Origin of the sequence: Flavobacterium pygoscelis (assembly GCF_023162025.1) — a bacterium.
GTDB classification, from domain to species: Bacteria; Bacteroidota; Bacteroidia; order Flavobacteriales; family Flavobacteriaceae; genus Flavobacterium; species Flavobacterium pygoscelis.
In genome coordinates this window covers 300,654-315,136 of record NZ_JALNUB010000002.1, presented here as the reverse complement: position 1 = coordinate 315,136, position 14,483 = coordinate 300,654, and the positions used below count along the sequence as shown (strand labels likewise).

Annotated in this window: 10 protein-coding genes, 3 tRNA genes and 1 pseudogene; 9 read left to right on the top strand and 5 right to left on the bottom strand. The window is 33.6% G+C overall.

The window, feature by feature from the left end; translation table 11 throughout:
- Window positions 1-40: 40 nt before the first annotated feature.
- Window positions 41-1,219, bottom strand: coding sequence for an acetyl-CoA C-acyltransferase (locus tag MW871_RS03595; RefSeq protein ID WP_248427698.1), 1,179 nt, complete (start codon window positions 1,217-1,219; stop codon window positions 41-43).
- A gap of 230 nt (window positions 1,220-1,449) precedes the next feature.
- Between MW871_RS03595 and MW871_RS03590 the strand changes: the two genes are divergently transcribed.
- The 9 genes and pseudogenes from MW871_RS03590 to MW871_RS03550 all read left to right on the top strand — a co-directional run bounded on the left by MW871_RS03590 (window position 1,450) and on the right by MW871_RS03550 (window position 10,360).
- Window positions 1,450-1,533: transfer RNA gene (locus MW871_RS03590), tRNA-Ser, on the top strand.
- Window positions 1,534-1,553: 20 nt separating this feature from the next.
- Window positions 1,554-1,628 (top strand) — tRNA-Pro (locus MW871_RS03585).
- A 39-nt stretch (window positions 1,629-1,667) separates the two neighbouring features.
- Window positions 1,668-1,741: transfer RNA gene (locus MW871_RS03580), tRNA-Arg, on the top strand.
- Between the two features lie 326 nt (window positions 1,742-2,067).
- A pseudogene (locus MW871_RS03575) lies at window positions 2,068-3,677 on the top strand (type I restriction-modification system subunit M).
- Between the two features lie 136 nt (window positions 3,678-3,813).
- Window positions 3,814-4,986, top strand: coding sequence for a restriction endonuclease subunit S (locus MW871_RS03570; protein WP_248427582.1), 1,173 nt, complete (start codon window positions 3,814-3,816; stop codon window positions 4,984-4,986).
- A 68-nt stretch (window positions 4,987-5,054) separates the two neighbouring features.
- Window positions 5,055-5,723, top strand: coding sequence for a transposase (locus MW871_RS03565; RefSeq protein WP_248427581.1), 669 nt, complete (start codon window positions 5,055-5,057; stop codon window positions 5,721-5,723).
- A gap of 5 nt (window positions 5,724-5,728) precedes the next feature.
- A complete protein-coding gene (locus tag MW871_RS03560; RefSeq protein ID WP_248427580.1) occupies window positions 5,729-8,623 on the top strand; it encodes a type I restriction endonuclease subunit R in 2,895 nt (964 codons plus the stop codon).
- 560 nt (window positions 8,624-9,183) lie between these two features.
- Window positions 9,184-9,582 (top strand): DUF2452 domain-containing protein, encoded by a 399-nt coding sequence (locus MW871_RS03555; protein WP_248427579.1) that lies wholly within the window; start codon window positions 9,184-9,186, stop codon window positions 9,580-9,582.
- 121 nt (window positions 9,583-9,703) lie between these two features.
- Window positions 9,704-10,360, top strand: a complete 657-nt coding sequence (locus MW871_RS03550) for a M15 family metallopeptidase (protein ID WP_248427578.1) — start codon at window positions 9,704-9,706, stop codon at window positions 10,358-10,360.
- A gap of 2 nt (window positions 10,361-10,362) precedes the next feature.
- On the opposite strand, the gene MW871_RS03545 is transcribed toward MW871_RS03550, so the two are convergent.
- From MW871_RS03545 to MW871_RS03530, 4 genes are all read right to left on the bottom strand, one after another.
- On the bottom strand, window positions 10,363-10,929 hold the full coding sequence (locus MW871_RS03545) for a hypothetical protein (protein ID WP_248427577.1): 567 nt from the start codon (window positions 10,927-10,929) through the stop codon (window positions 10,363-10,365).
- Window positions 10,930-10,934: 5 nt separating this feature from the next.
- Window positions 10,935-12,113, bottom strand: coding sequence for a THUMP-like domain-containing protein (locus MW871_RS03540; protein ID WP_248427697.1), 1,179 nt, complete (start codon window positions 12,111-12,113; stop codon window positions 10,935-10,937).
- 2 nt (window positions 12,114-12,115) lie between these two features.
- Complete coding sequence (locus MW871_RS03535) at window positions 12,116-13,207, bottom strand: AI-2E family transporter (RefSeq protein ID WP_248427576.1); 1,092 nt, start codon at window positions 13,205-13,207, stop codon at window positions 12,116-12,118.
- An 80-nt stretch (window positions 13,208-13,287) separates the two neighbouring features.
- Window positions 13,288-14,229: a zinc metalloprotease gene (locus tag MW871_RS03530; protein ID WP_188050354.1), complete on the bottom strand. Its 942-nt coding sequence runs from the start codon at window positions 14,227-14,229 to the stop codon at window positions 13,288-13,290.
- Window positions 14,230-14,483: the final 254 nt, after the last annotated feature.

Genomic DNA, 14,483 nt, shown 5'->3' with positions numbered 1-14,483 from the left:
TTAGAAACTAATTGTATCCTAACCCATCAGTTATATTTATTTAGATTCTTTCAATTACAATAGCTGAAGCACCACCACCACCATTACAAATGGCTGCAGCACCAACTTTGGCATTGTTTTGTTCTAAAACATTTAATAAAGTAACGATAATTCGAACTCCAGAGCAACCTAGCGGGTGACCTAAAGATACAGCTCCACCGTTTACGTTTACTTTGTCATTGGATAAACCTAGAATTTTAGCATTTGCTAACCCAACAACTGCAAAGGCTTCATTAAACTCAAAATAATCAACAGCATCTATAGAAATACCTGCTTTGTCTAATGCCTTTGGTAAAGCTTTAGCTGGACTAGTGGTAAACCATTTTGGCTCTTGTGCTGCGTCTGCATATCCTTTGATATAGGCTAATGGTTTAAGACCTAAAGCTAGTGCTTTTTCTTCACTCATTAAGATTACAGCTGCTGCACCATCATTTATTGTAGATGCATTTGCTGCTGTAACGGTACCATCTTTAGTAAAAACTGGGTTTAAAGAAGGGATTTTATCTAATTTTACATTAGTAAACTCTTCGTCTTTAAAAACCATGATTGGGTCTCCTTTTCTTTGTGGAACAGCAACCGGTATAATTTCATTTTCAAATTTTCCAGCTTCCCAAGCTTTTGCACTACGCTCATACGATTGAATTGCGAAGTTATCTTGATCTTCACGGGTAAAGTTGTATTCTGTAGCGCACAAGTCAGCACAAACTCCCATTGCGCTGTTGTCGTAAGCATCTGTTAGTCCATCTTTCTGCATTCCGTCAACCATAGTTGCAGGACCAAACTTTGTTCCTGATCGCAAGTTCATATAATGTGGAATCAAACTCATGTTTTCCATTCCTCCCGCAACTACAATTTCTGCATCGCCACATTGAATGGCTTGAGCGCCTAGCATTACTGCTTTCATTCCTGAAGCACAAACTTTATTTATTGTGGTGCAGGCCACAGATTCATTTAATCCTGCATATATAGCGGCTTGACGAGCGGGAGCCTGTCCGGTTCCAGCTTGAACGACGTTACCCATAAATACTTCATCAACTAAATTTGGATCTAGTTTGATTTTGTCTAATGCGCCTTTTATAGCTGCAGCACCTAATTTAGGAGCATTAACTGTAGATAATCCCCCCATAAAACTTCCGATAGGTGTTCTAACGGCAGAAACGATAACAACTCTTTTGTTCATGACTTTCATAATGTTGGTTTATGTAGCAAATTTAATCTTTTTTATACAATTTCATATTTTTGAGGCTCACATTATATTTTGTAAAAATTATTTTTATTCTATATGTTTGATTGTGAAGTGCTTTTGTGAAAATGTCAAAAAATATTAAAAAAAAGCCTCGAAATACTTGTGAGTAACGTAAAGAAGTCATAAGTTTGCAACCGCAAAACAAGACACGTTTCTTTGAGCTTGGAGAGGTGCCAGAGTGGTAATGGAGCAGTTTGCTAAACTGTCATCGAGTGATCGGTGCCAGGGTTCGAGTCCCTGTCTCTCCGCTGTTATGATTTTGTTTTTTCGGGGTGTAGCGTAGCTCGGTTATCGCGCCTGCTTTGGGAGCAGGAGGCCGCAGGTTCGAATCCTGCCACCCCGACAAATTAAACTTTTTCCATTTAAGTTTTAAAAGATAAATGGAGGCATAGCTCAGCTGGATAGAGCACCTGCCTTCTAAGCAGGCGGTCGAAGGTTCGAATCCTTCTGCCTTCACAAAAACCGATACTTTTATAAGTATCGGTTTTTTTTTGCTGTTTTTTCTATTTCCTACCACGATCAAAAATGCAAATTTTGCACAAAAGTCCATTCAAATTACAAACAACGATCACCACTTATTCTTCCAGATCCATAAACTTTTAAAAATGTTACTACTTTGCGGTTTTTCGTAAGTATTAACCTTGTTTTTTCAATATATTAGCAAATTGAATTTCCAATATTATTTTGATTGTGAAACAATTATTTATTTCATAAACTGACTAAAAGGAGACTCAAAATACGATACCTTAGAACTCTAAAATAAAACTGAATAAATACCATAAATGGCAGCCGAACAAAAACAAAAATTAGAACAACAACTCTGGAACATTGCTAACACCCTTCGTGGTAAAATGGATGCAGACGATTTTAGAGATTACATATTAGGTTTCATTTTCTACAAGTACTTAAGTACTAAAATGGACCTGTACGCCAACCAAATACTGCAACCCGACGGATTGACTTTTGGTGACATCATCGGGCATGCTGACGAAGCATTGTTGATGCAAGAAGTAAAACAATTGGCCATTGACAAACTGGGCTTTTTCTTAGAACCATCAGAGTTATTCTCTGAATTGGCAAAAAGAGGAAACGCCGGCGGAAAAAATAATTTCATTTTGGGTGATCTCGCCAAAGTACTCACGCACATCGAGCAAAGTACGATGGGATCAGAAAGCGAGGAAGATTTCGGAAACTTATTTTCTGACCTAGATTTAACCTCTCACAAACTCGGGAAATCAGAAAGTGATAAAAACGAATTGATTGTAAAAGTGCTCACGCATTTGGACGAAATTGATTTTGATCTCGAAAATACAGATAGCGATGTCCTCGGCGATGCTTACGAATATCTTATTGGGCAGTTTGCTAGTGGCGCCGGAAAAAAAGCAGGAGAATTTTATACACCACAACAAGTCAGTAGTGTTCTCGCACAATTAGTAACGGTGGGAAAAGACAAACTAAAAAGTGTTTACGATCCTACTTGCGGTTCGGGTTCTTTATTATTGCGTGTGGCCAAAGAAGTGAAAGATGTAAGCGCTTTTTACGGACAAGAAATGAATCCTACGACCTACAACCTTTGTCGGATGAACATGATTATGCACGACGTACATTACAAACGTTTCGACATCAAGAACGAAGATACTTTAGAGCGTCCGCAACATATCGACCAGCGTTTTGAAGCCATTGTGGCCAATCCGCCCTTTTCGGCAAACTGGAGTGCTAACCCAATGTTCATGACGATGACCGATTTTCTGCTTTCGGAAAATTGGCGCCCAGTAGCAAAGCCGATTTTGCTTTTGTACAACACATGATTCACCAACTCGATGATAACGGAACCATGGCAATTGTGCTACCGCACGGCGTTTTGTTTCGCGGTGGCGCCGAAGGTCACATTCGGAAATACTTGATTGAAGACAAAAATTATCTCGATGCCGTAATTGGTTTGCCCGCAAATATTTTTTACGGAACCTCAATTCCGACTTGCATCATGGTATTCAAGAAAAATAGAACGCATACAAATGATGTTTTATTTATAGATGCCAGCCAGCATTTTGATAAAGTAAAAACCCAAAATGTATTGCTAGACGAGCACATTGACAAAATTATAAATACCTATAAAAACCGCACCGAAGAAGACAAATATTCGGCAATCACCCCAATTAAATCGGGTACAGACGCGATGCATCGCGTCTCCACATCGCATCGCGTCTCTTCAATAGCCGAAAACGATTACAACCTAAACATCCCGCGCTATGTAGATACCTTCGAAGCCGAAGACAGCATTGATATTAACGCCATTGCCAATGAAATAAAAGCACTGAATTTACAAATTGAAGAAAACGATCAATCGATAGCCTCTTTTTGTGCCGAATTGAACATCAAAACCCCATTTTAAGGATGAATAACAATCAAAATAACAATTTGGGCGTTTCCCTATCGGGTCAGGCTATTCGTTTCAATCTTTTTGTGGGCCGAAAAAGTCCCACAAAAAGGATTTCCACTGCTATCCTTAACGCAAAACCCTGCTAACTATGGAAAAATTACTACCACAATTGCGTTTTCCTGGGTTTGAAGGGGAATGGGAAGAGAAGAAGTTAAATAAATTTTCTATTATAAATCCAAAGAATGATTCACTTCCTGAGTCTTTTGTTTATATAGATTTGGAAAGTGTAACAAATGGTCTATTAGTAAAAGAAAATATTATAAATAAAGATGTTTCACCTAGCAGAGCGCAAAGAATCTTGGCAAAAGAAGACATTCTTTTCCAAACGGTAAGGCCATATCAGCAAAATAATTTATTTTTTAATGAGGATGGTGATTATGTTGCATCCACAGGATATGCACAAATTAGGACTCAAAATAACAGACAATTTTTATTTCAATTTTTACATACTGAAAAGTTTGTGGCTGAAGTAATGCTAAGGTGTACTGGTACAAGTTATCCTGCAATTAATTCGACAGCTCTGTCGGAAATAGAAATTAATTTCCCATCCCTTCCCGAACAAAGCAAAATCGCTACATTCCTAACCGAAGTCGATAAAAAATTAACTGCCTTAAAACAAAAGAAAACCCTTTTAGAGCGATACAAAAAAGGCGTCATGCAACAAATTTTCTCGCAACAACTACGATTTAAGGATGATAATGGTAATGATTTTCCGGATTGGGAAGAGAAAAAGTTGGGGGATTTCTGTACATTCTTTTCAGGAGGCACACCAACAAGTACAAACCAAAAATTTTACAACGGTATAATTCCGTTTATTGGTTCAGGAAATATATATGATTCTGAAGTTTTCAATTTTATATCAGAAGAAGCTTTGAAAAGTTCTTCTGCAAAAATTGTTGAAAAAGGTGATTTACTTTATGCACTTTATGGTGCAAATAGTGGAGAAGTTGCAAATTCGAAAATGAATGGAGCCATCAATCAAGCGATTCTTTGTATTAGAAACAAAGAATGTATTCAATATTTATATTATGTTCTATTGTTAAATAAAGAAAATATTGTTTCAACATATTTGCAAGGTGGTCAAGGTAATTTGTCATCTCAAATAATTAAAAAATTGAGCTACAAATTTCCTTCATTACTAGAACAAACCAAAATCGCCAATTTTTTATCGGCAATCGATGAAAAAATAAATCATTGTCACGGACAAATAGAAAAAATGCAGGTTTGGAAAAAAGGATTGTTGCAACAATTGTTTGTGTAAAATGCAATGCGTTTGGTCGCACAATACGTGTCGGTGGCACCCAACAAAACCAAAACCAACAAAATATCATGAACAAATACCAAAACAAATACCGCATTCCATCCACCCGATTGCAAAATTGGGATTATGGTGCAATGGGTGCCTATTTCGTAACCATCTGCACCCAAAATAGGGAACATTTTTTTGGCGAAATTGTACAAACGCAATGCATTGTAGAGACGCATTGTAATGCATCTCTACAAAATGAAATGTTATTGACTGATATTGGAAAAAAGGTAGAACAAGAATGGCTGAAAACAATTGCATTACGTCCCGATATGAATTTAGAATTAGGCAATTTTGTGGTAATGCCCAATCATTTTCACGGAATATTGATTATTGGGAAAAATGAATTTAATTCTGAACTGGAAATTACATCTGGAATTGAATCGGGAATTGAATCGCGAATTGAATCGGGAATTGAATCGGGAATTGAATCGCGTCGTAGAGACGCGATGCATCGCGTCTCTACCGATAAAACAAATAAATTTGGACCACAATCAAAAAATTTGGCATCCATTATTCGCGGATTCAAATCGGCCGTTACCACCTACAGTAGAACAAATGGAAATACCAATTTTGGTTGGCAACCCCGTTTTCACGATCATATTATTCGAAATTCATTTGAATTTGAAAGAATACAAAATTATATAGAACAGAATCCTGCAAAATGGGCAGCAGACAAATTTTATAAATAAAAATTATGGCACATCAATCGGAAGCACAATTAGAAAACAACCTAATCCAGCAATTAATTGGTTTAGGCTACGCAGCTGTAAAAATTCAAGATGGAGATGCCTTGGTTGATAATCTCAAAAAGCAACTGGAACTGTTTAATAAAACCAGTTTCACTGCTAAGGAATTTGATGCTGTTTTGAATCATCTGGCAAAAGGCAATGTTTTTGAAAAAGCCAAAACGCTGCGCGATCGTTTTCAATTGACTAAAGAAGATGGGACTTCGTTTTATGTTCGTTTTTTTAATACCGAAGATTGGAATTCCAATTTGTATCAAGTCACCAACCAAATCAGTCTGGAAGGAAGTTACAAAAACCGTTTCGATGTGACGCTTTTAGTAAACGGTTTGCCTTTGGTACAAATAGAACTCAAACGTTCTGGAATCGAAATAAAAGAAGCCTTTAACCAAATTAATAGGTATCAAAAACATTCGTTTTGGAGTACGCATAGTTTGTTTCAATACGTGCAACTTTTTGTGATTAGTAATGGTATAGAAACCAAGTATTTGGCCAATAACGAATTGCAATCGGTCAAGCAAACCTTCTTTTGGGCAGATGAAACGAATAAAAATATTAGAGAACTAATTCCTTTTGCAAACGCTTTCTTAAATCCCAATCATTTAGGTAAAATGGTGGCGCATTATATCGTCATCAACGAAACCCACAAAATAATGATGGTTTTGCGTCCGTACCAATATTATGCTACCGAAGCGATTATCAAACAAGTCAATAATTCTGATGACAACGCTTACATTTGGCACACCACAGGTTCCGGAAAAACCTTGACTTCGTTCAAAGCCAGTCAAATTTTAATGGATTTGCCCGACGTTCATAAAGTAGTTTTTGTAGTAGACAGAAAAGATTTAGATTATCAAACCATGAACGAGTTCAACGCTTTCAAGAAAGACAGTGTTGATGTAACCGATAATACACAATCCTTAGTACGACAACTTACGGATAATACGAAACTGGTTTTAACTACGATTCAAAAGTTAAATAATGCCGTTTCTGATCGATTCAAAAATAGTATAGAACCGTTACGACATAAGAAGATTGTTTTCATTTTTGATGAATGCCACCGTTCTCAATTTGGGGAAACCCACGAACGCATTACCAAGTTTTTCGAGAAAAGTCAGTTGATTGGTTTTACAGGAACGCCTATTTTTGCCGAAAACGCTTCAAAAAACGAAAAAGGAAAACGCACCACCAAAGATTTATTTGGCAACTGCCTGCATAAATATGTAATTACCGATGCGATTCACGATCAAAACGTATTGCGTTTTGGAATAGAATATATAGGGAAATACAAAAACAAAAGTAGAGACAAGATGCATCGTCTTTCTACTTTTATTGATATCGAAGTAGAAGACATTGACAAACAAGAAGTAATGGATTCTCCCAATCGCATTGAGAAAATTGTCGATTATATTATTGCGTATCACGATCAGAAAACATTCAATAAACAATATTCGGCACTATTAACGGTAAGCAGTATCGATAATGCCGTAAAATATTATGATTTTTTTCAACAGAAAAAAGAAGCAGGAGCACATGATTTACGAATAGCGACTATTTTTACGTATGGTGGCAACGAAGATTCTAAGGATGCTCAAGATTACCTTCCAGAAGAATCGGATTATGACCTCGCTGCAGAACCGCAAAGTAGCTATAACTCAAATCACAGCCGAGATAAATTAGAAACCTATATAGAACATTACAACCAAATGTACAACGGAAGTTTTACCACAAAAGATCCTAAGTTATTTGAATCGTATTTTAAAGATATTAGCAAACGATTGAAAGATCGGGAGCGAAAAAACTTTAACGACGAGAAAGATCGCTTGGATATTGTAATCGTTGTAAATATGATGCTTACAGGTTTTGATGCTAAAAAAGTAAATACGTTGTATGTAGATAAAAACCTAAAGCAACACGGTTTAATTCAAGCCTATTCCAGAACAAACAGAATATTAGGCGAACAGAAGTCGCAAGGAAATATTTTAGCTTTTAGAAATCTTAAAAAAGCCACAGACGATGCCATTACTTTGTTTTCGAACAAAGATGCCGTAGATGTGGTGACGATGCCAGGCTATGAAAAAATTGCCGAAAAATTTGATGAAGCTCTAAAAGCTTTACGCGAAATTACGCCCACTTATGAAAGCGTAAACGATTTAAAAGACGAAGAAGCCGAGGCATTGTTTGTACAAGCGTTTCGAAAGTTAATGCGTACTATGAATGTCTTGCAATCTTACACTGATTTTGATTGGGACGATTTACCAATTGATGAGCAAGAATTTGAAGATTACAAAAGCAAATATTTGGGCTTGTACGAAAAAGTGAAGCAAGACAACAAAGTCAATAAAACGTCTATTCTAGATGATATTGATTTTGAATTGGAGTTGATTCATCGTGATAAAATTGGAGTGGCGTATATTCTAAAATTACTTTCACAGATGAAAGGCGCTAATACTTCAGAAGCCAAAGCCCAACGAAAAGCCATTATCGATTTGTTAGGCGGAGACATTAAATTGAGAAGCAAACGAGAATTGATTCAGAAATTCATTGATGAGAACATGCCGAAAATTAAAGACGGTGATGCTATTGAAGAGGAATTTGAGAAATTCTGGCAGGAGCAAAAAGTCTTAGCCTTAGGAAAACTCTGCGAAGACGAAAATTTAGACAAAGCGCAATTCAAAGCTTTAATTGATGCCTACATTTACAGCGGTAGAGAACCCATAAAAGATGAAGTTTTTCAGTGTTTGGATAACCGACCAAGCATTTTGCAAGCCAGAGTGATTGGTGATCGCATTATTGCCAAGATGAAAGAGTTCGTGGAGGTTTTTGAAAGGGGAATGGTGGCTTAATGAAATTAATTTAAAAAAATGTATGTTAGATTAATAAGTTTATGGCACATTACAAATTGATGTCAACAAAATTCAAATACCTTATCTGGTAAAAGTTACTATTTAGTTAGAATAAAAATACAATTACATCATAAATATAAATGGCAAACAATTCCTTCTATTCAGGAGTTGCTTGCCCTTATTTATAAATTACAACTATTTTATTTACACTGATTTACCTTTTTTTATTTTCGGAATAATCAACAAAGTAAATTAATTTTAAATAGGGTATTTTTCCTTTAGTGGCAAAGCTATTTTATCTTTATGTTTCTTATTTGCTGTTTCAAATTCAAATAATTTGATATTGCTTAATTTTTATCACGGTATTTAATTGCTTTACAAAAAGGTTTAACTGCTAAATTAACTTTGTTGAGTTTATTTTTGTTTAACATTAATTTTTTATTGTTAAACAAAATAATAAATTTTATATTTGCATGCTATTTTAAAAGTTCAGTGATTTTATAAACCACTTTTAATTAGAGAAGCAACACTAAATTTAATATGATAGATTAAATAAGACAATGGAAAATAAAAAACCCGATAATATAGTTTATTCAGAAAACGAAGGATACAATGCAAACCTATTGCCCTACGCAACAAGTGTTGGTGCTCCCGCGATTAGAGTAGATGATTTAGTTTCTTGGAAAAGTAGAGGTATTACTACTGTAAATAAGGAATTCGAGATTAAGTTTAGTGAACTAAAATCTCAGTATGAAAGTTTAATTCAAGAATTTGAGTGGAACGAATTAGTGTATAACTCTAAATTCTCTTTTGAACCCGTGGTAGGAGAGATTTACCATTTATATAAAAGTATTGATGGATCTGATTTTCTATCATTAATAGGTCCTCAAGAGTGGAATAAAGAACATATAGGAACTTTTAAACTGAATAGCGATAAAAAATGGATTCATATATCTTAAAATTATATTCAATCCCATTTTAATAAATGATTAGTCCATTTTTAATTTACTTTTATATAACATTTTATAACTATAGCTTTCCTTTGTTAAAATTTTTCTATTTTTATAAAAAAAGTTCCTCATGAATACTACGGCTACATCTTTATTTGTTTTTTGTTTTATGTTGGGGATAATATCTTGTAAATCCCAAACTATCACAGAAAGTGTTCGTGAGAAAAGCAATTTTGTTAGCGACACTACCTTTGTCAATTTAAAGGATTATAGTGAGGATTTTGTGTTCGATATGAAGTACGCAACTGCCGATAATTTTCTTAAAGCAAAAGTGTACGATTGCGCGGAATGTTATTTAAGACTAAAAACAGTGAAGTCTTTGCTTGAAGCCAATAAAAAATTCATTGAAAAGGGATATAGAATCAAAATTTTTGATTGCTATCGTCCTTTAGATATTCAAAAAAAAATGTGGTCTATCGTTTCAAATCCTATATATGTAGCCAATCCCTCTAAAGGTTCTATACACAATAGAGGTGGAGCGGTTGACATAACTTTAGTCGATCGTTCAGGAAAAGAATTAGAAATGGGAACTTCCTTTGATCATTTTGGCAAAGAAGCGAGTCATAATTACAAGAACGTATCAAAACAAATTAAAAATAATAGAAAACTATTAAAAACAATTTTAATCGAAAGTGGTTTTAATTCATTTGATTCTGAATGGTGGCATTACAATTTAAAATTGGGTTTGAATGATAAGGTGTCAAATTTTAAATGGGATTGTGATTAATGTTATTCTACACACTTTAAATTTTCTATAAAATAGGTTTCAGGATAATAGATTTCATTATTTAGTTCCGATTTAAATTCTTTTTTCATTACATAATCTTCTGTTTCAGTGAGGTATTTAATGCGCATCAGGGATACTGGAGATTTTTTTAATTCTTCAAAATTATCTTTCAAAAAAAGGAACACGCCAGAATTGACTCTGTTATCAAAACCTTTGGCATCGCGAATAGTTGTTCCGCAGTTTTCTTGATCAATATGTACTAAAGTGACTATTTTTCCATTGTTCAATTGTAAATAAAGTTTAGAATTTTTATCGAAACAGTTCACTTTTATAAAACCTTTACTCTTTTGTATGAGTTGAACATTTAAGGAAGGCGTTCCGTCTGTATTGGCTAAAGAATAATAAATATAACTAGCATTTCCTGCAAAGTTTTTTTCACTAATCATATATTCTTTAGTCTCTTTATAAGTTCCGATAGAGTCAGTTACATTGACATTATATTCACATGGTTTTTGAGCCGTTATACTCAGGCTGAAAAGAAATATAGCGGTCGTTATTATTTGTTTCATTTTATTTAAATTTTGCTGCAAATTAGAATTATTTTTTCATTATTCATATCCGTTGTAAAAAAACAATACAGAGAACCTCCCTCTTTTATTTTCCATTTTTTTCGAATGCTTTCTACAGTTTCAGGAAAATTACGTGTCGTAATATTGGCTTGCTTGTTCTCTAAGAAAGATTTCATTTCCGTTTTATGATAAGTAATTTGGTTTTGAATTTTAAATACTCTTCCAGGAAACGGAATTAAATCTTCGGAAGTATAAAGATGGGAATGTTTATGAAGTTTATAAAGTTTATAAAATGCACCAACTTCTTCAAAACCACCCGATTTCATTATTGCGCTATTGGGTTCGTAAAGGTATTTTTTTGGATTACTAAAGGGTAAAAATTCAGTTGGCTCATTTAATGTGAAATCAAATTTTTCACAACTATCTTTCAATAGATTAACAGTTTTAATCTTTGTCTTTCCTGAAAAGGAAGAATGTAATTCCCACAATAATTCTTTTACTTCATTCTCTACGGCAACAATATGAATTGCAGCAACATTTTCTAATTCTGATAGTCCAGCAGAAATATCAAGAAGTGGTGCCGTTTTAATTAAAATTGATTCTGAGTTTTTGAAATAAAATTGCAAATTTTCAGGAACATTTGGTAAGCAGTCTTTAAGTAAGAAAACTTTTCCTTTGGCATCATTCCTTCGCGAAGGATCTATGTAAATCCAATCCCAATGTCTATTTAATTTTTTTAAGGTTTCCGAGCTATCTTCTGCGTAGCAAGTACAGTTTGAAACCTGCAATTGCTTAAAGTTATGTTGTACAATAACAGATAACTCAGGATTGATTTCACAATGTGCAATCTTTTTTATTTTCTTTGAAAAATAATAATCATCTACTCCAAATCCTCCAGACAAATCAATTAAGCTTTCCCCTGAAACAATCGATGCTTTATAAGAAGCAGTTTTTTCTGAAGAGGTTTGTTCCACAGAAATTTTGCTTGGATAAATAATGTTTGTCGTAGCAAACCAATTGGGTAATTTATCCTTTGCTTTTGTTTTAGCTTCAATTTGATTTAAGATGCTAATCCAATTAATCTCTGGGAAAGGATTTTTTTGCAGCGCTAATTTTGAAATGCTTGTTCCGATATTGGCATCAATAAAAGCTTGTATTTTTTGGTCTAAAATCGATAAATCCAACATTAAATATCTTTAGTTAGTAACTTGATAACCTTATTTTCCGGAAAAAACTCTTTGCCGATGACTTTAATAATGGTGTACAAAGGAACGGCAATGATCATTCCTAGAATACCAAAAAGAAATCCTGCAGTAAGGATAACTAAGAAAATTTCCAAAGGGTGCGAACTAACACTTTTAGAAAAAATAATAGGTTGTGAAACGTTGTTGTCAATTATTTGTACAATCCAAAAACCAATCAAAACATACAGTGTAGTGGGTAAAATTTCAGTTTGAAAGTCTGTTCCTAAGTTGCTTAACATGGTTAATACGGCTGCTAAAATAGAGGCGATTAGTGGACCAATATAAGGAATGATGTTTAAGACAGCACACAAAAAGGCAATTATCAAGGCATTAGGAAGTCCAAAAATAAACAATACAATTAAGTAGAGTATAAAGACAATAAATAATTGAAGCAACAAGCCAATAAAATAACGAGATAATAAATGATTTGTTTTTTCTAAAGAATTCAGAATTTGCTCTTCGTGGCTATTGGGTATTAATTTCTTTGCGCCAATTAGAAAATTTTTTCGATCTTTTAAAAAGAAAAAAGTAATAAATAATACAGAAGCTAAACCCATTCCGAAACTGCTTATTGTTCCCAGAAGCATATTGAGAAAGTCGGTAACGAAATTAAAATTTAGTTTAGAAGTAATATTAGATTCCTTTAAAACGGCTGCCGAATCAATTTTGTGATTTTCTAAAAATGCACTAATTTGATTTAATAATTGTGTTATGTTTTTTTCAATTTCACCAGTATTTAGTAGTGATAAATTTTGTCCTTGCGATGATATTAATGGAATAAACAGCATAATGAATCCAAAAATAATTAATACAAAGATCAATAAAACGGCTATTGTAGCAAATAAGTGATTGAACTTTAATCTTCTTTTAAAAAAATCTAAAATTGGATTTCCTATCAAAGTAAGAATAAGAGAAACAATAAGATATATTATTATAGATTGAATTTTATAAAAGAATAACAATCCTAACCCAATAAAAATTAAGGTTAAAACTGCTCTTAGTATTCCATTTGAAATAATTTTTGATGATATCATAGCTTTAATTTAATTGGTAAATATAAAAAAACTCGCTAACAAGTAGCGAGTTTTAAATTCAAATAAAACTAAAAAAATTATTATCTAAAACTAGCTCTAGATCCTCCTGCAACGAAAAGAGCCGCCATTCTACTTTTTTGTCCATTACTAAACATATACATTCCTCTATCATCAGAATAATCCATGTAGTTCATTGTCATCTCAACTGGTGTACCAGAACAAGTACTGTAATGAGGATAAGCAGGAACTCCATAATTAGGTGCGTTATGAGTTGGTGTATCTGAAACTAAATCACTTCCGCAATTTGCATCACCCCAAATATGACGTAAGTTCATCCAGTGACCTACTTCGTGAGTTGCTGTTCTTCCTAAGTTAAAAGGTGCACTAACTGAACCAGTAGTTCCAAATGCATTATTATCTATTACAACACCATCCGTTGATGATGCTCCTCCAGGAAATTGTGCATACCCTAAAATACCACCACCTAAATTACATGACCACATGTTTAAAACTGTTGTTGGCGTAGTAGGAGCAATTCCTGTAGCTGCTTTTTTCATGGCATCATTTGTTGTCCAAGATGTTGTAGTAGTAGCTTTTCTTACAATATTTTGTAATACAAAAGTAATACCTACATTGGCTTTAACTCCAGAAAATAAAGCAGGTACAGAGTTAAAATCACTGTTTAAAGCATTATAATCTCTGTTCAATACATCTATTTGAGACTGTATTTGTGCAGTAGAAATGTTTTCAGCTGCTGTTTTGTATAAAACATTTACTACAACTGGAATTTCAATTTTTCCATTTACTAATCGACCACTCAACATTGCATTTTGAGTAAAGTCTTCAATTTTATTCATTCTTAAAGCTAAAGTAGGATCAGCTTTCATTTGTGCTTCTAGTACTTCTTGTGAAGCACAACCGCGTTGTAAAATTGCAGTAGTATCTACTGTTGTTTCTGTTGTCTCATTTTGACAAGAAAAAAGCATCAATAAAGCTGCTGCTGATAAAAAAATTTTCTTCATGATTTGGTTTGTTAAAAATTATTGGTTTTGGTTAATTAATAAACAATTTTATAAAAAATTATCAATATAAAAAATTTATATATCTTTTTTTTGACAATAAAAAGACAATTTCTATATTTTGTTGAGTTTACAGATTATTTATAAGTAGGTTTAAACTTACTTTTTTTGTTTAAAAAACAGCTGTTTAATATTTGTCTGTGATTTTTTTGAGATTGTTTTTTGTTGAAATTTTGGATGAAAAATCAAAAGAGAGC